We start from the raw sequence: 21,094 nt of genomic DNA on the forward strand, positions 1-21,094 counted from the left end.
TTTAGTGGACTTTATAGATTAAATGAAATTAGCTAAACTTTCTTTAAGACTTCGCATATTCCTAGCCATGATCCTCCTGGTTCTATTGGCTTCCATATTAATTGCAGGAGTTACCATTTATCAATATAACGAAGAAGCGCATGATTATCATCAAGATAGGTTAAACCGTAAAGAGGAAAACATAAAAGCCAGTGTCGAGTATACCATAAAGGAAACAACGTATCCAGTTATAAGAGAGAATGTAGCACTTATTTTTAAAGATGAGATTTATGAGATTGCAACCATTCACAACATGGAAATTAATTTATATGATTTAGAAGGCAGTTTACTTAAATCATCAAAGGCCAGTTTTGCTGCAGATTCTATACCAAAATGTTTAGATGCCAATATATTAAATACCCTATCCAATACGCTGGAAAAGCGGTACGTTACCAAAACCATTGAAAACGGAGAAGGTTATTTATCGTCGTATTCGGTAATAACAGACCATAAATTTAAACCTTTAGCCATTCTACATTTACACTATTTAGAAAATGACGATTTCTTAAATAAAGAGTTAAACGAATTTCTAGAACGCTTGGGTTATGCTTATTTTATTATGCTGCTTATAGCAGTAGCTATGGCTTATTTTCTGTCGAAGTACATTACCAAATCGCTAAAAACTATTAGTGATAAAATGAACGAAACACGTTTGGAAAAACGCAATAAAAAAATTGATCTAGATAAAACCAGCGAAGAAATATCGGTATTGGTTCAAGCCTATAATAGTATGATTGATGAGCTAGAAGAAAGTGCTGTAAAATTAGCTACTAGCGAGCGTGAACAAGCATGGCGTGAAATGGCAAAACAGGTAGCCCATGAAATTAAAAATCCGCTTACACCAATGCGTTTGAGTGTTCAGAGTTTTCAGATGAAATTTAACCCTGAAGACTCAGAAATTAATCAAAAGGTAGACGAGTTTAGTAAAACACTTATTCAGCAAATTGATACCATGAGCTCTATAGCATCGGCTTTTTCAAATTTTGCGAAAATGCCGGCTCAACAAAACGAAACGCTTAATGTGGTAAAAATTGTGAAATTGGCATTAGACATTTTCAATGAAGACTATATTATGTTTAAGGCTGAAGAAGACGAAATTATTGCCAAGTTCGATAGAACACAACTAATTAGGGTTGTTACCAATTTGGTGAAAAATGGCATTCAGGCAATTCCAGAAAATGTACAAAGAGTACCAGAAATTATAGTTGAGGTTACAAGCAGTGATGGAGCGGTTAATATAATTGTTTCTGATAACGGGAAAGGTATTTCAGATGAAAATAAACCAAAAGTTTTTGAACCCAAGTTTACCACTAAAACCAGTGGTATGGGATTGGGACTAGCTATGGTAAAAAATATTGTGGAAACTTATAACGGAAACATTACCTTTACATCTCAAGAAGGAGTGGGTACAACTTTTAAAGTGACATTTCCTAAAGAATAATATAATTGTCATTCCTGTGTGTCACATTGAGCTTGTCGAAATGAATACAGGGATCTAAAAAAAACCAAAATGACTTACGAAAATATCTTATCTAAAACAGAAAACGGAATCACATATATTACCATTAACAGACCGAGTAAATTGAATGCCTTAAATAAGGCGACCATTCAAGAATTGCATGATGCTTTTGAAGCAGCAGATACCGATAAAGACACTAAAGTTATTATTGTAACGGGTAGCGGTGAAAAAGCGTTTGTTGCTGGTGCAGATATTTCTGAATTTGCCGATTTCGATGTAAAACAAGGTGAGAACTTGGCGGCCAAAGGTCAGGAGCTGTTATTTAATTTTGTGGAAAATTTAGGCACACCTGTTATTGCAGCAGTAAATGGCTTTGCATTGGGCGGCGGATTGGAATTGGCCATGGCTTGTCATTTTAGAGTGGCTAGCGACAATGCCAGAATGGGATTACCCGAAGTATCATTGGGTGTTATTCCTGGTTATGGTGGCACCCAACGTTTACCACAGTTGATAGGTAAGGGTCGCGCTATGGAAATGGTCATGACAGCTGGCATGATAGATGCCCAAACTGCCCATAATTACGGATTGGTTAACCATGTTACTACTCAAGAAGAATTGATTCCATTGGCTGAAAAAATAGCTGGTAAAATTATGCGAAACTCCTCGGTTGCCATTAAAGGCGCTATCAAAGCCGTTAATGCCAATTATCAAGATGGTGTAAATGGCTTTAATGTAGAAATCACCGAGTTTGGAAACTGTTTTGGTACAGCCGATTTTAAAGAAGGTACTACCGCATTTTTAGAAAAGCGCCAAGCTGATTTTCCGGGGGAGTGATTTTTCAAGTTTGAATTATTTTTTACTGTTTTTCCTACAGTTTTTATTCTTTGAAATCAGTTGTAATGCCGTTCAATATGCACGGTTTAGTTTTTAAAAGGTCAGCGCATTCAGAAATATAAATCTCAACAAAATCTCGTCCATTTTCCGTCATCATTTTGAGTTCACCAGTTTCGTCTAGATTATGAATCCAATAAAAATTTGTCGGATAAATTTCATGTTTAAAATTTACGGGCTCTGAATGGTTTATAATTCCGATAGATGGAGTGCTTGAGTCAAATTTAAAAATCAAACAAGAGAATTCGATGTCAGCTTTTCTCGTAGTAATCAAATATTCGTCCTTTACCCATTTTTTCTTAAACTTGGGAAAACCGAATTCAGATTGCAGAAAAGAGAAGTTTTTTAAAATCTCTTTTTCAGATACTTTCCAAGTTGGTTTAAGTGCGTTCATTTTTTAATTGTAGGAATGTTTTGATATGAACCGTTTCAATTGTTTATATAAGCAGTTAAACGAAGTTCGGCTTTTTATTTTACATAGTCAAGTGTTTAATCAACAAAGGAAGCTGTTATTGCTTCTGTGCTTTCTGCTTTTTCTTGTAGGTTCTACCGTACCACAGTAAGATTCCTGTTACGGGTAAACTTGCTGTTAGCAGACTGACCAAAAAAGCAATAATTTTTCCAGCCAATCCACCTATGGCTCCAATATGGATATCATAATTCATTCGTAGAATTTTTTCGGCCAATTGGGTGTCTTTATATTTTCCGTAAACACCAGGTGTTTCTATTTCCTCTAAAGTGTTTTGGTCAAAAAAGCGGTAGTCGGCATCGTAATATAAACCTTTGCTGTTTGAAACTTCAACATATACACTTTCTTCTTTTGTTTTTGGGTAATGCAGCTCAAAAGCTTCAGCATTTGGGTTTTCCTTCTGTAGTTTTACAATTAGGTAATCCATTGGGATAATGCTGTCATTTTCAGTAGGTGTACTATTGTTTTCTGGAATGACAAAAGCAGGAACCTTATCGCCACCAGCAGATTTGTAGACAACATATTTTAACCAATTATAGGAAATTATGGAACCTGTAAAAGCCAATAATAGAGCCAGCGAACAAACATAGAACCCAACAACAGTATGCAAGTCAAAGTTTTTGCGTTTCCAACGGGTAGTTTTTTTCCAATCAAACTTTAAGCGCTGTTTTATGTTTTTACGCTTTTTAGGCATCCACAATATAAACCCAGAAATAATTATAAGGATAAAGATTAAAATGGAAGCACCTACAACCTGCTCACCAATAGCTTTGGGCAACCATAAACGCATGTGGCCTTTTAAAATAAACGCGAAAAATCCGGATAAATGGTTGTCTACTTTTATGACGTTTCCAGAATAAGGGTTTAAAAACACACTTTGATAAAATTCGGGTTCGGCATCATAAAAAATGACCTCAATGGCATCATCTGCTTTTTTAAAAACAGTTCCATGGATGGTATTGTTTGGAAAAACAGCTTTGGCAAGTTCTTTTACTTGGGTTGGTGTTAAAATAGACAGGTCTTGAGGTTGTACCTTTTTGTAATCGTCATAGGTACTTTCAATTTCATCTCTAAAAGCCCAACAACAGCCCGTTATGGCAACAATAAAGACAACCAAACCTGTGGTGAGGCCTAAAATTTTATGAAGCTGAAATATAAATTTTTTAAAGGTCATGATACTACTTGATAAAGGGTGGTTTTTAGAAAAACCACCCTTTTTTTGACTAATTAAAATTGATAAGAAATATTAGCTAACAAAGCTCTAGGTTGTTGTGGATTGGTAGTAGACCACCCTTTGTAGTATTCTTTGTTGAATGCATTGTTAAGTTTTAATCCTATTCTGTATTTGTTGGCTTGATAGAACACAGAGGCATTAAAAATGGTATAACTTGGTAGTATAAATTCGCCTGTTGATTCGTAGTTTATGGCAAAACGCTCGCTGGCACCATTAAAACCCAAGCCAAGACCAAAGCCGTTTAATTTACCGCTTTGAAATTCATAGTTTGCCCAAAAGTTATACAAGGTTTCAGGTCCTGCTTCTAGGGGTCTTCGATTCAAAATTTCGGTATTATCAGATTTTGTTGTTTTGCTATCGTTGTTGCTAAAACCTGCTCTAATGTTTAACCCGTTTAATGGATTGACATTGATTTCAATTTCAAATCCTTTACTGACAACCTCACCACCTTGAATTTTATTAAATGGAGAAGAAGGGTCGGTAATTACACGGTCTTTCACTTTAATATCGTAGTAACTAATGGTGGCATTCAATCGGTTGTTAAACAAATTGGTTTTAATACCAAATTCTAACTGGTTAGCCTGCTCTGGATCAAAAGTTTTTAAAGTTTGTGGGCCATCATCAGGATTCCCTACCAATTGTGGTGCTACGTTTGTAAATCCGTTTTGGTAGTTTGCAAAAACCGACAGCTTATCTTTTATGGGTTGATAAACAATACCAAATTTAGGAGAGAGAGTTGTTTGTTTGTAATCATCATCAGGATTTGTCAAATTGCCTTCGTTGTCAAAATGATCTAATCGTAAACCTACCATAGCAGAAAGGGTTTCGGTGAGATTAATAACATCTGAAGCGTACAAACTATAAATATGATATTTAGATTTTACATTGCTGACACCTTGAGTGGCCAAAGCAGCATCGACGCCAGATGTTGAAAGCGGATAGGCATCATCTTCTATTTCAGGTGTAAATGGATTGTCGCCATTTGATCCACCATTTGGTGTAATGTTTCCGTAGAAAGTATAACCTGTACTATTGTTGGTTTGTGTTTCGTTAAAATAGTCAAGCCCAATAACAACTCTGTTTCTTAAGCTTGCAATTTTGAAATCGCCAATAAAGTTTTGTTGAATATCAGTTGTTTGTGTGTTGGCATTTTGCTTATTGATAAAACGCGAATAAGTATTACCTTCTAAAATGCCATAGTCAAACAAGTAGGAATAATAACCTTTGGTTGATGTGGTGCTTCTAGAGAGTAGGGTTTGCGATTGCCAAGTATCGGATAGTTTATAATCCATTTCAACCCTGTAATTTTGTGTAGGGTTTTTCAGGGATAAATCGTTGCTGGTAAAAGATAGTTTGTTGTTATACCCTAGTTCCTCAAGGTTTGATGCTTCGGTTGGTGCGCTACGATTTAAGAATAAAAAGGTTGGATTGGTTTGCTCTGCCTGTGTAATTTCGCCATAGAAAGAGAAAGATAATCGGTTATTTACCTTATAAGATAATGAAGGTGCAATAAAAAACGATTTTCTAAAACCTGCATCCTGAAAGCTTTGCTCTGTAGTGTAGGCCGTATTTAACCTAAAATATAGGTTGCTTTCAACGCTTAAGGCTGTATTGAAATCGCCAACAATTTGATTGAGACCATAACTACCTGTTGTATAAGACAATTGACCTCCTGTTCCAACAAAAGGCTTTTTGGTAACCACATTTATAAGACCACCATAAGAACTCACTGCATTTCCAAAAAGAGTTGCCGATGGACCTTTAAGTACTTCAATACGTTCAATATTTGCAGGGTTAATGGTTCCGTTGGTTAATCCTGGTAAGCCATTTACCAATTGCGGTTGTACTGAAAACCCACGAAGTGAATAGTACCCAGCGCCGTCGCCTCCACGACCAGTAGATGTCCATAACTGTTCTACTCCCGTGGCATTTTTTAAGGCATCATCAAAATTGATAACAACTTGGGATTCTAAAAGCTCGTTGGTAACTGTACTATAAACTTGTGCGTTTTCAATATCTTTTAGCGGTAGCTTGGAGACATAGGCCGTTTTTCTTCTTGAAAATTTATTTCGACGTTCACTTTGAATAACCACTTCACTCAAAATTTCGTTTCCTTCATAAAGTAATACGGTTCCTAAATCGGTATTTTGGTTATTGAAAGTTGAAACGGGTATTTCTTTAGATTTAAATCCTAAATAAGATACAAGAAGTGTATAATTACCTTCTGTTAGATCTGTTATTTCAAAAAAACCACTCTCATTTGTTTGTGTTCCTTTAGAGAGTTTTTTTATTGAAATATTTACACCAACAAGAGGCTTTAGGTTATTGTCTGTGATGTTTCCGGTTATGGTAGAGTTTTGTGCTAATGTTAAATTTGTTAGTATCAAAAGTGTTAAAAAAGGAAATATGTTTTTCATTTATTTTTATTTAGACTTAATACAAATAATTATTTTCGACAAAAATATTTAGGCGACTTGAAACAGCCAAATTATTTATAATAAATCTAAATAAGAATTTTTTAAACTGCTGATTAGCTGTGATTTTGAACTTGTTTTTATAGACAATAGTTAATTTATCTTATAAACAATTTGTAATTGAAGTTTAATCAACCTTAATATCTTCATGTACAATATGTTAGTAAGTATTGAATTGTTCAATCAATCTGTTTCTAGATTATTTTTAAAATTAGGTTTAGGTATTAAGGTTAAACGAATTACTACTTTATCTTTTAATATAACCAAGCATGTTATTCCTGCTATTGAAAAGGTTACTGTGTTTTAAAGTTGTAATTTTTCTAATTAATAAAATTGATTAATTTTATCCCCCTAACTTCCAAATTATGAAATTCAGAGCCATAGCCGTTATTTTGGTGTTAATGGTAACAGCATGCCAAAAGACATCAACATCAACAGAACAAGTTTTTACATCTCAAGATTTAAGACAAACCAATACGGTACTACTTGAAGGTGTTATGGATGGAGCATTTTCGCCACCTGTAGCAAGTAGGATTTATGCCTATAGCCATCTAGCTAATTATATTATAACCCAATCTTTTTATAAAGACAGTTTAGTAGATATAAGTTCAAAATTAAACGGACTCAAGCTAGACATACCGGAAAATAAAGAGAATGTAAATCCAGAGTTAGCAGGCTTATTGGCTTTTTCCAATATCGGTAAAAAATTAATTTATGCAGAGCATTTTTTTAATGACCACATCGACACCTTGCAGATTAAAGCCTTAAATTATGGGTTATCTCAAGAAACCATAGATGCCTCTTTAGAATATGCCAATAAAGTATCTAAACAATTAAGTGCTTGGATAGATAAGGATATGTATATTGAGACGCGAACTTACGATAGATTTACCAGTACTAAAAAGCCAGAGAACTGGAGAGAAACACCTCCAGATTATGCTACGGCATTAGAGCCGCATTGGAATAAGATTAGACCATTGGTTATAGACAATCCAGATATCTATAAACCAAAACCTTTACCAGTATACGATACGGCTGAAGATTCTGATTTCTTTAAAATGGTAAAAGAAGTTTATGATGAATCTTTAAACACCACCGAAGAGAAAGGTAAAATTGCTTGGTTTTGGGATTGTAACCCTATACTTACCGTACATAAAGGGCATATGATGACAACTATTCATAAATATCCACCACCTGGACATTGGATGAATATCATAACTCAAGTTTCACAGAAGGAAGCATCTGATTATTTTACAACCACAAAAGCATATACTCTAACTTCTATGGCTATGTTTGATGCCATAATATGTTCTTGGCATATAAAATATACTACCGATCTTGTAAGGCCAATAACATATATCCAAGAATTTATTGATCCAGATTGGGAACCTGTATTGCAAACACCGCCTTTCCCAGAATATACAAGTGGACATAGTGCTACATCGGCTTCAGCGGCAGAAATACTAACGTCTATTTATGGCGATAATTACGCATTTACCGATAATACACAATTGCGGTTTGGGTTAGAACAACGCTCTTTCTCATCGTTTAAAGAAGCGGCGGATCAAGTGAATTTAAGTCGTTTCTATGGAGGTATTCATTATATGCAAGGTGTAGAAGAAGGTGCAAAACAAGGTGCTTTTGTTGCAAGTGCTATTTTAAAGAAAATATACAATGAATAAATATAGCATAAGTATTCTGTTAATTTTTATTTGCTTCTTTCAATGTGCAAAAAAAGAAGAGAAAACAATATCTTCGGAAGAAAACGATGCTTCAAAAAGTAAAGTAGAAACAGAAAACAAACTTTTTGAATTTTTAACTCCAAGTGAGACCAATATTACCTTCCAAAATAGTATCAACGAGACAGATACCTTTAATATGCTTCTATATGAGTATTTATATAATGGTGGAGGTGTAGCTTTAGGCGATATTAATAATGATGGGTTATTGGATATTTACTTTTCTGGGAATACAGTTTCTAACAGGTTATATTTAAACAAGGGCGATTTTAAATTTGAAGATATTAGTGAAAGCGCTGGTGTATCAGGAGGTCAAGGGTTTAAAACGGGAGTAAACATGACAGACGTTAACAATGATGGCCTGTTGGACATTTATGTTTGTAAATCTGCAATTGCCGATGCTTCTTATAGACAGAATATGCTTTATATCAATAATGGAGATTTAACATTTACAGAGAGTGCTCAACAATTGGGATTGAACGATTCAGGGTTTTCTGTTCAAGCCTATTTTTTTGATATGGATGGAGATAAGGATTTAGATGTTTACGTATTGAATCATCCTAGTGATATGCGTGAAGCTAATTCTATAAAAGTCACACAAAATGATAAAGGGGAATTAGAGGTTGCTAAACCTAAAAACTTCGAGCATATTGCCGATAGACTCTATGAAAATAAAGGAGGTAAATTTGTTGACATATCTGAAAAAGCCGGTGTTTTAGATATCGCTTTTGGTTTGAGTGCTGTGATTGCCGACTTTAATAATGATTTTTTACCCGACATCTATGTTTGTAACGATTATATTAAACCAGATAGATTGTTGTTAAACACTGGAAATAACACTTTTGAAGATCATATCTATGATTATTTTAACCACACTTCATTTTCTTCAATGGGTTCTGATTATGCAGACATAAACAATGATGAACACCCAGATTTAATAACTCTTGATATGTCTCCAAGAGATAATTACAGAAGAAAAATGCTTATGATGGCTCAAAACTATGATAAGTTCGAAAAGATGAAGTTGTTTGACTATGGTGCGCAATACTCTGTAAATGCCTTGCAGCTTAATTCAGGGACTGGGTTTTATACTGACGTTGCTTTTTTAGATAACCTAGCTCAAACAGACTGGAGTTGGAGTGCTTTAATGGCTGATTTTGATAACAATGGGCTAAAGGATATTCATATTACAAATGGCTATAAACGCGATGTAACAAACAATGATTACGCACGTTATGATATGGATATTCTTCAAAAGAAGTTTAATGCAAAGGAAATTACATTAAAAGATTGGATAGAAAATATTCCAAGTGTACCAGTATCATCGTTTTTGTTTAAAAATGAAGGTCAAGTTACATTCAAGGATGCTTCAAAAACATGGAATAGTGGACCACCAGCATTTTCAAATGGTTCAGCCTATGGCGATTTAGATAATGATGGGTATTTAGATTTGGTTGTTAGCAATATAAACGATCATCCATTTATAATGAAAAATACTGGAGCAAATTCTACAAACAATAACTACTTATCCATAAAGTTTGAACCCATACCAAACGAAACACAATTAGGTACAAAAGCCAAGTTGTATTTGTCTAATGGTACAGTTCAAACAGAAGTCCTTTACCCTACAAGAGGATTTTTGTCATCATCCCAACATCGATTACATTTTGGGTTTTCTAATGATCTCACTATTGATAAGCTAGAAATTATTTGGCCAGATAGAAATATGCAAACTTTTGAAAATCCGATTCCAAATCAAATCATGAATGTTGTCAAAAACCCTAATGGTAAATTTAAAGAGTCGTCAAAACCAAAAACACTATTGACAGATGTTTCAGATAAGCTGCCAAAAAATATGCGGCATGAGGAAAATACGTATATAGATTTCAAAAGAGAAGTTTTGCTTCACCATAAAATTAGTGTTGAAGGACCTGGTTTAGCGGTTGGAGATGTAAATGGTGACGGGTTGGATGATATTTATGTTGGAGGTGCATCGGGATTTGCAGCTAAACTATTTGTTCAAGACAATAAAGGAAGGTTTAATGCCAACGAAATTTTAGATTTTGAAAAGGATAAGGACCATGAGGATGTTTCTGCATTGCTGTTTGACGCCAATGGAGATGGAAGTTTGGATCTCTATGTGGTGAGTGGTGGAAGCGAATTTGATAGTAATAGCTCATTATACCAAGATAGACTCTATATAAATAATGGAAAAGGAAACTTTAAAAGAGATCACAAAGCCATACCTAAAATAAGCTCAAGTGGTTCAGTAGTAAAAGCTAACGACATTGATGGTGATGGGCAGATGGATTTGTTTGTTGGAGGAAGAGTTGTTCCTGGCCGATATCCAGAGGCACCAAAAAGTTATTTGTTAAAAAACAATAACGGTGTTTATACAGACGTAACATTAGAATGGTCTAAAGACTTACAAAAAATTGGAATGATTACTGATGCTGCGTTTAATGATATAGATAATGATGGTGTTAATGAACTAATTTTATGTGGAGAGTGGATGCCAATTTCTGTTTTTAAATTTGAGGAAAGTATTTTTAAAAACAAAACCCATGACTATGGTTTGGATAGCAAGATTGGCTGGTGGAATTCGCTAACGGTTGAAGACTTAAATAATGATGGATATGCAGATATTATTGGAGGGAATTTAGGACTAAATTCGTTTCTTAAAGCTTCTACAAAAGAACCGTTGGAACTATATTACAAAGATTTTGACCGTAATGGCAGTCTTGATGCTATTCTTTGTTCATATATTGATGGCGTGAGTTATCCAGTTGACGGTAGGGATAGATTGTTAAACCAAATGGTAATGCTTAAAAAGCGTTTTACGCGTTATGATCCCTATGCTAGGGCAACTGTAAATGATATTTTCACTTCAGAAGAGCTTAAAGATGTAAAGGTCTTAAAAGCAAACCATTTGTCCCACACTCTGTATACCAATGAAAAAGGTAAAGGCTTTATGGCCAAAGAACTCCCTAGAAATGTACAAACATCCGTTTTACAATCCTGTAGTGCGTTAGACATTAATAATGATGGTAATATGGATGTTGTATCTGGTGGTAATTTTTATGAAACAGATGCCGAGTTTGGACGTTATGATGCTTCAATAGGAGATGTTATACTCAATAAAGGGGATAATAACCTAGAGGTTGTTCCAGCTTACAAAAGTGGCTTTAAAATACCGGGACATGTATGTCAAATATTACCTATAAACATAGGCGATAAAAGCCATTTGTTAATTGCCAGGAATAATGACAAGTTTAGTCTTTTTAAAATTAATGACTAAATTTTTTGTTAATAACCCGTTTTTGATTTAACACTTTTAGGCTAAAAAATAAGCTAATTTTAAGGTGTCAGGTTTTTCCATTCACACAAGTTTTAGCTATATGAACCCTAAGTCTTTTATAAAAGGGCGTGGTGCCCAACACAACGTGCCTAACCGTTTTTTTGAATTGAGCCATGAACAACGAAACGATTTTTTAGAGTACTGTGCTAAAGAAGGAGAAGAAGCCGACAAAAATAAAACACTGTATTTACCTGTTTTTCCTAAAACTATAGTCAATAAAGTTACAAGCCCAGATGTGGGTATGGGATATTCCATGAACATGTACCAAGGTTGCGAGCATGGTTGTGTTTATTGCTATGCCAGAAATAGCCACGAATATTGGGGTTACAGTGCTGGGTTGGATTTTGAGCGCCGTATTTTAGTAAAAAAGGATGCGCCAAAATTATTGGAAGTGTTACTTAAAAAGAAGTCTTGGCAAGCTTACCCAATTGTCATGTCTGGGAATACCGATTGTTATCAACCAGCTGAAAAACAATTTAAGATAACAAGGGAATGTTTAAAGATGTTTTTAAAATATAAACATCCAGTTGGAATTATTACCAAGAATGCATTAATACTTCGTGATTTGGATGTATTAAAGGAACTGGCAAAAGACAATTTAGTTGCTGTCAATATTTCCATAACATCATTATCAGAAGATACCAGACGTATTTTAGAACCTCGAACTGCAAGTATTAAAAAGCGTTTAGAAACGGTGAAAGTACTTTCTGAAAACGGAATTCCGGTCAATGTGATGTTGGCGCCCATTATTCCATCAATTAACAGTCATGAAATTTTGCCTTTGTCTAAAGCCGCTGATCAAGCAGGTGCATTGTCCATAGCGCATACCATTGTACGATTAAATGGTGCTATTGGTGAAATTTTTACAGAATGGATTAAAAAAGCATTACCAGACAGAGCCGATAAGGTTATTCATCAAATAGAAAACTGCCATGGCGGAACACTTAACGATTCGCGTTATGGAACACGTATGCGAGGTGAGGGTCAGATTGCCAAACAAATCAATGATTTGATAAAACTGGCCAGACAAAAATATTTTAAGGATAAAGAGATGCCTAGATTAAACACCCAACTTCATGAAGCGTATAAAGATGGTCAGTTACGGTTGTTTTAACCCAGATTTTTTTCAAAAATAATTTTGGCTTGCCTTTTTTCGTTTGTGTAAACTTTAGTGATGTTGAACCCGTTTTTTAAGTTTAATATCATCATAGGTTTAAAACGATTCATGGATTTTGTCTGAAGAATTTTGTAACCCGTTTCTTTAGCATGTATTTCTTGGAGTTGGGCTAGCTCTTTACCAATACCTTGATTTCTATATTTTTGTTTTACTCCACCAATCCAGCTGTAAAAGGTTTCCATGTTTTTAGGATAACCAATTTTAAAACCAATAAGTTCATCATTACTAAATGCTAAAACAGAAAACACGTGTGTTTGAGTTTGTATCCTTTCCTTAAAAAAATCACAGTCAGCATCAATAAAGAGGTCTTTATACAAGTCTAAAACCGAATTTAGTAAGCCGTCGTTTAGTGAGCCTTTTAGAGGAGTATATGTTATATTATTTTTTTCCATCCCATTCCGCATAGAATTGATCGAGATATTGCAACATAAATTTGTGTCGCTTTTCAGCTAAACGCTTACCCGTTTTAGTATTCATATTGTCTTTTAAAAGTAACAACTTCTCGTAAAAATGATTGATGGTTGGAGCTGTCGAGGTTTTATATTCGGCTTTACTCATATTCAGATTTGGTTTTATATCTGGATTATAAAGCGCTCTGTTTTTAAAACCACCATAATTAAAAGCTCTTGCAATACCAATGGCGCCAATGGCGTCTAAACGATCGGCATCTTGAACCACTTCCAGTTCGGGTGATGTAAATAAACCACCCTTACCCAATGATTTACTAAAAGACATATTGGCTATAATGCTAACCACATGTTCAATGACCTCGGATGATACATTTTGACTGAATAGAAACTCACGTGCTTTTTTGGGTCCAATAGTTTCATCGCCATTATGAAACTTACTATCAGCTATATCATGAAGTAAAGCACCAAGTTGAACAACTTCTAAATTAACAGATTCCTGTTTAGCAATATTAATTGTGTTTTTATAGACGCGCTCAATATGAAACCAATCGTGTCCACCTTCAGCATCTTTTAATTCTTTTTTTACAAAAGCTATAGTGTTTTCTATGAGTTTAACATCAGTCATTTACAATATCTTTAACTATGTCATTTTCGATTTTTGAAATCAAATTATCGCCTTTATAATCTTTTAAAGAAATGGGCTCTTGAACTTTAAAAGTTAAATGATTACCTATTCCCATAGGAAATTTTCCGTAACGCAACATTTTCCATGAATTGTTAATTGTTATAGGAACTACTATTGCTGATGGTATTTTTTTGAACAACATATCCAACCCTTTAGTTTGAAAAGGTTTGGGTTCACCATTCTTACTTCGGGTTCCTTCAGGAAAAATAACTGCGGTACGATTGTTTTCTTCAATATATTCACCAAACTTCATAATGGCAGGTAATGCTTGTTTCGGATTTTTTCTATCAATTAATACCGAGCCGCCATGTCGTAAATTGTAGGAGACGCTAGGAATACCTTTTCCCAATTCCTTTTTACTGATAAATTTCGGATGATGTTTTCGCATATACCAAATAATGGGTGGAATATCATACATGCTTTGATGGTTGGCAACAATTATCAAAGGCTTATTAATGGGTATATCAAAGTTGTTTTCAAAAGAAAACCGTGTGCCTAGTAAGTTCAAACACCTCATGATAAAAAACTGTAACCAATCTACACTTATTTTATGTGCCTGATAACCCAAAACATTAAAACAAAACCATTGAATAGGTTGAAAGACCACTAGCGTGAGTAAGAAAAAAAACGCATAAATTGAGGTTAGTATGTAAGCTAGTAATTTTCGCATGAAAATGAATTAATAAACAAAATTAACCAATAAGATTAAAGCACAAAAAAACCACGATAGAATCGTGGTTATAATTTAAGGGTTGCGTTTTTTTAGCAATGTTCGTTGTAAGCATCAACTAAATTTTCAGCAATCAATTCAGCAGGACGACCTTCAATATGATGACGCTCTAACATGTGCACCAATTCACCATCTTTAAATAAAGCCATACAAGGTGAACTCGGTGGAAATGGTATCATATGTTCACGAGCTTTATCTACGGCTTCTTTATCGACGCCTGCAAAAACAGTCACAATATGGTCTGGCTTTTTGGCATTCTGCAAACTCATTCTAGCACCTGGACGTGCATTGGCTGCAGCACAACCACAAACCGAATTTACGACAACCAATGTAGTGCCTTCTTTTGCTAAAGCGGCATCAACAGCTTCTGCAGTTTGTAATTCTTCAAAACCAACATTGGTTAAATCTTCTCGCATGGGTTTTACTAATTCCGCTGGATACATATATTTTAAATTTTAAGATTAATATTTAGATGGTGCAAAGATACCAATTGTGTAACAATTTAAGCAGGCAATCTACTAACAAATAGTATATTTACCCATAAATAAAATTGATAGGTACATGAGTTTTTCAAAATGGATTGGAGCAGCATTAGGATGGTCATTTGGTGGTCCAATAGGAGCCATAATAGGAATGGCATTGGGAGGTGTTGTTGATGCTGTATCTGGTAATGGAAATGAAACCATTTTTGGTCAAGAACAGTATAGAAGAGCACAAGACAGAGGCAGAAGCAGTGTAAGAACCCAATCGGGTGATTTTGAAGTGAGTTTATTAATATTAGCTTCAATTGTTATAAAGGCTGATGGTAAGCAAGATCAAAGAGAATTGGATTTTGTAAGGCAACAATTTGCTGGTATGTATGGTAAAGAACGTGCCAACCATGCCTTTAAGCTATTTAAAAACATTAATAAGCAACAAATTCCTGTACGTCAGGTTTGTTTGCAAATCCGGCAGATGATGGATCACCCATCGCGTTTGCAATTGCTTCATTTTTTGTTCGGAATTGCTAAAGCTGACGGGCATGTTACGGAAGATGAGGTTAAGCAAATTTATACTATTTCAGGGTATTTAGGAATCAGTTCGCGTGACTACGAAAGCATTAAAGCTATGTTTTACAATAGCAGTGATAATGCTTATAAGATTTTAGAAATAGACAAAAGCGCTTCAGTAACTGAAATAAAAGCGGCTTACCGAAAAATGGCTAAAAAATATCATCCTGATCGAGTGGTTCATTTGGGTAAGGAGCACCAAGAAGGAGCAGAAGAAAAGTTTAGACAGGTGCAACAGGCTTACGAACAAATACAAAAAGAGCGTAAATTTTAATCTTTATGGATAAAGAGCAGATAAAGCAAACTATAATAGATGAAATTGCGAAAACAGAAAAAGCTATTGTAGGCTACAAAGAATTGACCAAACCCATTTCGCCAAATAATGCTATTGGTAGGGTAAGCCGAATGGACGCCATTAACAACCGAAGTGTTAATGAAGCCTCATTGAGACAGGCCGAAACCAAACTTACAAATCTTAAACGAGCCTTATCAAAAGTTGAGGATGACGATTTTGGCATTTGCTTAAAATGTCAAAACCCAATTCCCGTTGGAAGAATACTTATTCGTCCTGAAAGTTTTTTGTGCGTGAATTGTGCGCGATAAAAAAACAGAAATTTTTCAGGTGACCTTTTTAAAATTTGACCATTAAGTAATAAAACGTTTTATGAACGATCAAAAAATCTTACAGTGTTTTAAAAATGGTCAACGCGAAAAGGCTTTTAAGAAGTTGTACCAGCTGTATCCTAAAATTGAACGACTGGTATTGTCTAAAGGAGGTCAAAAACAGGATGCATCTGATGTTTTTCAGGAATCCCTTATAATTCTGTATCGGAATTTAGAAAAATCGAACTTCAAGCTTACGTCATCATTCTACACCTACTTGTATTCTGTTTCAAGATTTGTTTGGAGCGATGTGCAAAAAAAGGAATCTAAACTACTTTCTAACCAACTGAATGAAAACGAAGCAACCATTACAAAAACTATTCATGAAGACAAACAATTTCAATTAGCCGAACAAGCTTTTTCTGAATTAGGAGAACGCTGTAAAAAACTCTTGCTGCTGTTTTATCACAAGCGGATGTCTTTTAAAGACATCGCCAATGTTATGCAATTTTCTACTGAAAAAATTGCCAAAAACCAGAAGTATAAGTGCTTATCTAAAGCTCGAGGTATTTACAAGAATAAACAACAAACCGTCCAATCCTAAATTCCAGAAATCATGAAAACAGATATAAAACATATTGAGCTAATTACAAGATATTTAAACGGAGAGCTTACCCTTTCCGAATCACAAGCTTTTGAAGAACGTTTGCGTACGGATATCGATTTCAAGCAATTGTTTAACGAACAGAAAACAATAATTCAAGGTATTAAGCGTGCCGGATTAAAAGAAGATATCGCTATTGCTAGGCAACGTTATTTTACGGCGAAATGGTTGAAAATTATTGGTGTTTCAGGAACCGTTATTCTGGCTTTAATTGTAGTAGGAGCTTTATGGTTCAACAAACCAAATTCCGAACCCACACCTATTCAAGACAACATAAGTTTAGAAATAGAAGAAGCGCCCAAAATAGAAACTTCCTCTGCGCCAGAAATTGAAGTTTTAAATGTTCAAACAGATACGATAAAAAGTGACGAGCCTACTATCTCCAATATGAAATCTAGTGATTTAGCAAATGAGGTAGAACAAAATCCAATAAAAAAAGAAGTTGAAGAAACAGAAGAAATGGCCACAATTCTAAACGATTCTTTAATTGAAAATGAGCCTGTAGATGCAGTCAACACAAGACATCAATCCCTGAATTCATTTTTTGAAGCTGTTAAAAAGAAACCACAGGTTATTGAAATACATGTTGAAGAGAAAACATCCCTTACCCTTGATGAGGGAACGACAATTACAATACCAAAACATGCTTTTGTTGACGAGAAAACAAATCGGTTAGTTCGTGGCAGGGTTCAATTAGAGGTTACAGAGTACTATAAGCTTTCTGATATGCTTTTAGGAAATTTATCAACCACATCAAATGGCGAAGCTTTGGAAACAGGGGGAATGCTTTATATTAATGCTACCAAAAACGGTAAAAAGCTAAAACTGCAAAAACAGATTTCGTTAGCCTTTCCGTTTACCAAGCCCAAACCAGATATGCAGTTGTTTTCGGGCAAAAAAAACGATGGTAACATTAATTGGATTCCTAATGGTAATAGAAAAATTACAGCCGAGACTCTAGAGTCATTAGATTTTAATGTTGAAGTACCATTTAACATTGTTGAAAATGTACCATTATTTCCTGGTTGTGAAGAATTTTCTACCAATGCCGAACGGAAGCAATGCTTTAACGATAAAATTCAAGAGGAATTTTTCAAGAAGTTCAATTTGAAAATCGCCGAAGATTTAAATTTAACAGGAAAGGTATTCGTAAACAGTTTTTTCAAGATTAATGAAGAAGGGCAAATTACCGATATTAGAACACGAGCTAGTGACGCTGCATTAGGAAGAGAAGCTATACGTGTGTTAAAAACGTTTCCTAAAATGCAACCCGCTTTACAAAGAGGCCAAGTAGTAACTGTCCCTTATTTCTTTCCATTTGAAACGATGATGGAAGGTAAAACAAGGCCTAGGGCAAGTGTGATTATTAACGACATTAATGGTATTGAAGAACGTATAGTTAGCAAAGATAGTGTAAGAGTCAGCTCTTCAGATATGTCTTCTTATGCATTTTCTAATACTAATTTAGGCTGGATTAATTGCGACCGATTTGTGAACGGTTGGAAAAATAAAATAAAATATAAGTTTAAAATCAAGAATGCTGAAGGGGCAAACGTAAAAATGGTCTTTAAATCTTTAAACTCAATCTTGCCTAGTAAGACAGTAAATAATCAAGTAGATTTTGGACTAGTCCCTAAAGATGAAGAAATTGTTTTGGTTGCCATTAAAAAGGAAAACGACACCTTTTACTTGGGTATTAAAGAAACAAAAATTGAAGATATATCAGAACTGGATTTTGAGTTTAAGCCCCTTACAATTGAAGAATTGAAACATGAAATGGTTAAACTGAATGATTTTTTTGATTAACCCCTAAACAAAAAGAAGTCATCTTTCATGTCTTCAATTTGGGCATCTTCATTAGTAATGATATAGTCAATGGCTTGAGAGGTAAAGTCATCACCTTTTTCAGTTAAAGAAACAATATGCTTATCTATGGTAATCATATTGTTTTTTAATGCTAAATCTACAACTGTCTTGGCTCTTATCTTTTGCCAATTGATATGCTCGCGTAAATGATTAACATGGCGTTCGTTTTCTTCGGTATGATTTTTTAAATGAAGCAGGAAGGTCAATAGAGACACCTCAATTTTTTGCTGTTTTTCACGATACATTACGGCTATCAAACCTTTGCTAGGTGCAAATAAATAAACAACTAAAAACAGTAAACCTAAAATAGTGGTTATTGAACCAGCAATGGAAGCATCCAACCAATGCGCAACCCAATACCCAGAAATAGCACTAAACACACCAAAAAATATAGAGAGGAAAAGCATCTTTTTTAAATCTGTTGTTAAAAGGTAGGCGCTAGCTGCAGGTGTAATCATAAGTGCAACCACCAAAATAGCTCCAACGGCATCAAAAGCACCAACAGTTGTAACAGATGCAACAGTCATTAATCCATAATGAATAATAACTGGTGAAAATCCTAGAGAAGCAGCCAGGCCAGCATCAAAAGTACTTAATTTTAATTCTTTAAAAAATGCGAATAGAAGCGCAACAGTAATCACAAGAATACTACCTATTATCCATAATGATTTTGGTCCGACATCAACTCCTGAAATGAGTAGTCTATCAAAAGGCGCAAAAGCTAATTCACCTAAAAGAACCGCATCAACATCCAGATGCACATCATTAGCATTTTTAGCAATCATAATGACACCAATACTGAACAGAGCAGGAAAAACCAATCCTATGGCAGTATCCTCTTTTACCAATCCTGTTTTTTGAATTTGTTCTACCAATACCACGGTTATTACACCTGTTAGTGCGGCTAAAACAATCAATAATGGCGAGTTGAGGTCTTGTGTGATAAAGAATCCAACAACAATTCCCGGTAAAATGGAATGACTAATGGCATCACTTATCATAGCCATTTTGCGCAATACCAGAAACGTTCCTGGAATAGCACAGGCTATGGCAACCAAACTAGCAATGAGTTGTATTTCAAGTTGTGCGCTACTCATCTTTTTTTAGTTGTTGGTTATATAAATTAGACGCCGTTTCAAATCCTTCTTGAGTCAAGCTCCACATGTTTCCATTTAATGTCACATAGTTTTTATCAACCAGTTTTTTAAGCGTGCCTTTGGTGTACCCTTGAAAATTATTAAGGATTTTTATGGTATGTGGATGCGAAATATTTTCGTGTGTTTTCGCAATATTGAACATAAAGGATAGGGTCTTATGCAATTCTAAATCACGACGATTTTTTATAAACCGAATTTGGCGAAACAACAAACCACGATTGGGTGAAAAAATAAAAGAAAAAATCACAAAAACTGAAGCCACAATAACTATTACTGGCCCAGTTGATAGGTTATTTTGAGTGGCACTAATTGCCGTGCCGAAAACTCCCGAAAAAGCACCAAAAAGCGCTGCCAAAAACACCATCATACTCAAGCTGTTTGTCCACTGTCTTGCAGCAGCGGCAGGAGCCAAAAGCATGGCGCTCATTAAAACCACACCAACTGTTTGTAGGCCTAAAACAATAGCCAAAACAATAAAAGAGGTAATTAAAATGTCTATAGTTTTGGTGTTAAACCCAAGGGTATTGGCATAATCTTTATCAAACAATAAAATTTTGAATTCTTTCCAGAATAGGAGTAAAACAATTAGGCATAAACCTGTTACAATTGCCATAAGCCAAACATCACTTTCCACTAATGTTGCAGCTTGTCCAAATAGGTATTTGTCTAATCCAGCTTGATTAGCATTGGGTTGTTTTTGAATAAAGGTTAATAATAAGATTCCGAAACCAAAAAATAAAGACAAAATTAACCCTAAAGCGGTATCAGATTTTAAATGTGTTTTAGTAATAATACCTCTTATCCAAAACGTCCCTATTAATCCACTTATTAACGCACCAAGAAGTAATGTATTGCTTTCTTTTGCTCCAGTTAGTAAGAACGCTAAAGCAATGCCAGGTAAAGCGGCATGTGAAATGGCATCTCCCAATAAACTTTGTTTACGTAGTACAGCAAAACTTCCTAGCATTCCAGTTACAGCACCGAGTATAGCAGTACCAAGCGTTATGGTTCTTAAGGTGTAATCGTTAATTACGAGTTCTATGTATTCTAGTAAGTCCATTTTGTCATTCCGCACTTGATGCGGAATCTA

The 21,094-nt window shown here is 34.8% G+C and carries 19 protein-coding genes; 10 read left to right on the forward strand and 9 right to left on the reverse strand.

All coding sequences use genetic code 11. The features are described 5' to 3' along the window. Positions 1-67 precede the first annotated feature (67 nt). On the forward strand, positions 68-1,480 hold the full coding sequence (locus MTX13_RS06995) for a sensor histidine kinase (protein ID WP_250433744.1): 1,413 nt from the start codon (positions 68-70) through the stop codon (positions 1,478-1,480). A 69-nt stretch (positions 1,481-1,549) separates the two neighbouring features. After that, on the forward strand, positions 1,550-2,332 hold the full coding sequence (locus MTX13_RS07000; protein WP_250433746.1) for an enoyl-CoA hydratase/isomerase family protein: 783 nt from the start codon (positions 1,550-1,552) through the stop codon (positions 2,330-2,332). Between the two features lie 43 nt (positions 2,333-2,375). Here MTX13_RS07000 and MTX13_RS07005 read toward each other — a convergent pair whose 3' ends face one another. From MTX13_RS07005 to MTX13_RS07015, 3 genes are all read right to left on the reverse strand, one after another. Beyond that, positions 2,376-2,783, reverse strand: a complete 408-nt coding sequence (locus MTX13_RS07005) for a hypothetical protein (protein WP_250433748.1) — start codon at positions 2,781-2,783, stop codon at positions 2,376-2,378. Between the two features lie 115 nt (positions 2,784-2,898). Then, positions 2,899-4,032, reverse strand: a complete 1,134-nt coding sequence (locus tag MTX13_RS07010) for a PepSY-associated TM helix domain-containing protein (protein ID WP_250433751.1) — start codon at positions 4,030-4,032, stop codon at positions 2,899-2,901. Positions 4,033-4,085: 53 nt separating this feature from the next. Then, positions 4,086-6,509: a TonB-dependent receptor gene (locus MTX13_RS07015; RefSeq protein ID WP_250433753.1), complete on the reverse strand. Its 2,424-nt coding sequence runs from the start codon at positions 6,507-6,509 to the stop codon at positions 4,086-4,088. Between the two features lie 205 nt (positions 6,510-6,714). Here MTX13_RS07015 and MTX13_RS07020 point away from each other — a divergent pair, with 205 nt between their 5' ends. The 4 genes from MTX13_RS07020 (at position 6,715) to MTX13_RS07035 (ending at position 12,777) form a co-directional block, all read left to right on the forward strand. Further along, positions 6,715-6,873, forward strand: a complete 159-nt coding sequence (locus tag MTX13_RS07020) for a hypothetical protein (RefSeq protein ID WP_250433754.1) — start codon at positions 6,715-6,717, stop codon at positions 6,871-6,873. Between the two features lie 58 nt (positions 6,874-6,931). Then, positions 6,932-8,248, forward strand: a complete 1,317-nt coding sequence (locus MTX13_RS07025; protein ID WP_250433755.1) for a vanadium-dependent haloperoxidase — start codon at positions 6,932-6,934, stop codon at positions 8,246-8,248. After that, the gene (locus MTX13_RS07030) at positions 8,241-11,603 is read left to right on the forward strand and encodes a VCBS repeat-containing protein (protein WP_250433756.1); all 3,363 of its coding nucleotides are present in this window, start codon (positions 8,241-8,243) and stop codon (positions 11,601-11,603) included. The genes MTX13_RS07025 and MTX13_RS07030 overlap by 8 nt, the downstream gene beginning before the upstream one ends. Positions 11,604-11,703: 100 nt before the next feature. Continuing rightward, on the forward strand, positions 11,704-12,777 hold the full coding sequence (locus MTX13_RS07035; protein WP_250433757.1) for a PA0069 family radical SAM protein: 1,074 nt from the start codon (positions 11,704-11,706) through the stop codon (positions 12,775-12,777). On the opposite strand, the gene MTX13_RS07040 is transcribed toward MTX13_RS07035, so the two are convergent. The 4 genes from MTX13_RS07040 to MTX13_RS07055 all read right to left on the reverse strand — a co-directional run bounded on the left by MTX13_RS07040 (position 12,774) and on the right by MTX13_RS07055 (position 15,108). Then, positions 12,774-13,232, reverse strand: a complete 459-nt coding sequence (locus MTX13_RS07040) for a GNAT family N-acetyltransferase (protein ID WP_250433758.1) — start codon at positions 13,230-13,232, stop codon at positions 12,774-12,776. The genes MTX13_RS07035 and MTX13_RS07040 overlap by 4 nt on opposite strands. After that, on the reverse strand, positions 13,219-13,875 hold the full coding sequence (locus MTX13_RS07045) for an HD domain-containing protein (protein WP_250433759.1): 657 nt from the start codon (positions 13,873-13,875) through the stop codon (positions 13,219-13,221). The genes MTX13_RS07040 and MTX13_RS07045 overlap by 14 nt, the downstream gene beginning before the upstream one ends. Further along, on the reverse strand, positions 13,868-14,605 hold the full coding sequence (locus MTX13_RS07050; RefSeq protein ID WP_223032233.1) for a lysophospholipid acyltransferase family protein: 738 nt from the start codon (positions 14,603-14,605) through the stop codon (positions 13,868-13,870). The genes MTX13_RS07045 and MTX13_RS07050 overlap by 8 nt, the downstream gene beginning before the upstream one ends. 92 nt (positions 14,606-14,697) lie before the next feature. Beyond that, complete coding sequence (locus tag MTX13_RS07055) at positions 14,698-15,108, reverse strand: BrxA/BrxB family bacilliredoxin (RefSeq protein ID WP_250433760.1); 411 nt, start codon at positions 15,106-15,108, stop codon at positions 14,698-14,700. A gap of 118 nt (positions 15,109-15,226) precedes the next feature. Between MTX13_RS07055 and MTX13_RS07060 the strand changes: the two genes are divergently transcribed. The 4 genes from MTX13_RS07060 (at position 15,227) to MTX13_RS07075 (ending at position 18,787) form a co-directional block, all read left to right on the forward strand. Then, positions 15,227-15,988 carry a TerB family tellurite resistance protein gene (locus tag MTX13_RS07060; RefSeq protein ID WP_223032231.1) on the forward strand — a complete coding sequence of 254 codons (762 nt, stop codon included), beginning with the start codon at positions 15,227-15,229 and terminating at the stop codon, positions 15,986-15,988. A 5-nt stretch (positions 15,989-15,993) separates the two neighbouring features. After that, positions 15,994-16,317 (forward strand): TraR/DksA family transcriptional regulator, encoded by a 324-nt coding sequence (locus MTX13_RS07065; protein ID WP_223032230.1) that lies wholly within the window; start codon positions 15,994-15,996, stop codon positions 16,315-16,317. 61 nt (positions 16,318-16,378) lie between these two features. Next, the gene (locus tag MTX13_RS07070) at positions 16,379-16,921 is read left to right on the forward strand and encodes an RNA polymerase sigma factor (protein ID WP_250433762.1); all 543 of its coding nucleotides are present in this window, start codon (positions 16,379-16,381) and stop codon (positions 16,919-16,921) included. Positions 16,922-16,933: 12 nt separating this feature from the next. Beyond that, positions 16,934-18,787, forward strand: coding sequence for an energy transducer TonB (locus MTX13_RS07075; RefSeq protein WP_250433763.1), 1,854 nt, complete (start codon positions 16,934-16,936; stop codon positions 18,785-18,787). On the opposite strand, the gene MTX13_RS07080 is transcribed toward MTX13_RS07075, so the two are convergent. Beyond that, positions 18,784-19,944 carry a metal ABC transporter permease gene (locus MTX13_RS07080; protein ID WP_250433764.1) on the reverse strand — a complete coding sequence of 387 codons (1,161 nt, stop codon included), beginning with the start codon at positions 19,942-19,944 and terminating at the stop codon, positions 18,784-18,786. The genes MTX13_RS07075 and MTX13_RS07080 overlap by 4 nt on opposite strands. Further along, complete coding sequence (locus MTX13_RS07085; RefSeq protein ID WP_250433765.1) at positions 19,937-21,064, reverse strand: metal ABC transporter permease; 1,128 nt, start codon at positions 21,062-21,064, stop codon at positions 19,937-19,939. The genes MTX13_RS07080 and MTX13_RS07085 overlap by 8 nt, the downstream gene beginning before the upstream one ends. Between the last annotated feature and the right edge of the window lie 30 nt (positions 21,065-21,094).

Origin of the sequence: Hanstruepera flava, from assembly GCF_023634025.1 — a bacterium.
GTDB lineage: Bacteria > Bacteroidota > Bacteroidia > Flavobacteriales > Flavobacteriaceae > Hanstruepera > Hanstruepera flava.

Coding starts and splice junctions, on each gene's coding strand:
- MTX13_RS06995 (WP_250433744.1), top strand. CDS start 68: ATGATCCTCCTGGTTCTATTGGCTTCCATATTAATTGCAGGAGTTACC.
- MTX13_RS07000 (WP_250433746.1), top strand. CDS start 1,550: ATGACTTACGAAAATATCTTATCTAAAACAGAAAACGGAATCACATAT.
- MTX13_RS07005 (WP_250433748.1), bottom strand. CDS start 2,783: ATGAACGCACTTAAACCAACTTGGAAAGTATCTGAAAAAGAGATTTTA.
- MTX13_RS07010 (WP_250433751.1), bottom strand. CDS start 4,032: ATGACCTTTAAAAAATTTATATTTCAGCTTCATAAAATTTTAGGCCTC.
- MTX13_RS07015 (WP_250433753.1), bottom strand. CDS start 6,509: ATGAAAAACATATTTCCTTTTTTAACACTTTTGATACTAACAAATTTA.
- MTX13_RS07020 (WP_250433754.1), top strand. CDS start 6,715: ATGTACAATATGTTAGTAAGTATTGAATTGTTCAATCAATCTGTTTCT.
- MTX13_RS07025 (WP_250433755.1), top strand. CDS start 6,932: ATGAAATTCAGAGCCATAGCCGTTATTTTGGTGTTAATGGTAACAGCA.
- MTX13_RS07030 (WP_250433756.1), top strand. CDS start 8,241: ATGAATAAATATAGCATAAGTATTCTGTTAATTTTTATTTGCTTCTTT.
- MTX13_RS07035 (WP_250433757.1), top strand. CDS start 11,704: ATGAACCCTAAGTCTTTTATAAAAGGGCGTGGTGCCCAACACAACGTG.
- MTX13_RS07040 (WP_250433758.1), bottom strand. CDS start 13,232: ATGGAAAAAAATAATATAACATATACTCCTCTAAAAGGCTCACTAAAC.
- MTX13_RS07045 (WP_250433759.1), bottom strand. CDS start 13,875: ATGACTGATGTTAAACTCATAGAAAACACTATAGCTTTTGTAAAAAAA.
- MTX13_RS07050 (WP_223032233.1), bottom strand. CDS start 14,605: ATGCGAAAATTACTAGCTTACATACTAACCTCAATTTATGCGTTTTTT.
- MTX13_RS07055 (WP_250433760.1), bottom strand. CDS start 15,108: ATGTATCCAGCGGAATTAGTAAAACCCATGCGAGAAGATTTAACCAAT.
- MTX13_RS07060 (WP_223032231.1), top strand. CDS start 15,227: ATGAGTTTTTCAAAATGGATTGGAGCAGCATTAGGATGGTCATTTGGT.
- MTX13_RS07065 (WP_223032230.1), top strand. CDS start 15,994: ATGGATAAAGAGCAGATAAAGCAAACTATAATAGATGAAATTGCGAAA.
- MTX13_RS07070 (WP_250433762.1), top strand. CDS start 16,379: ATGAACGATCAAAAAATCTTACAGTGTTTTAAAAATGGTCAACGCGAA.
- MTX13_RS07075 (WP_250433763.1), top strand. CDS start 16,934: ATGAAAACAGATATAAAACATATTGAGCTAATTACAAGATATTTAAAC.
- MTX13_RS07080 (WP_250433764.1), bottom strand. CDS start 19,944: ATGAGTAGCGCACAACTTGAAATACAACTCATTGCTAGTTTGGTTGCC.
- MTX13_RS07085 (WP_250433765.1), bottom strand. CDS start 21,064: ATGGACTTACTAGAATACATAGAACTCGTAATTAACGATTACACCTTA.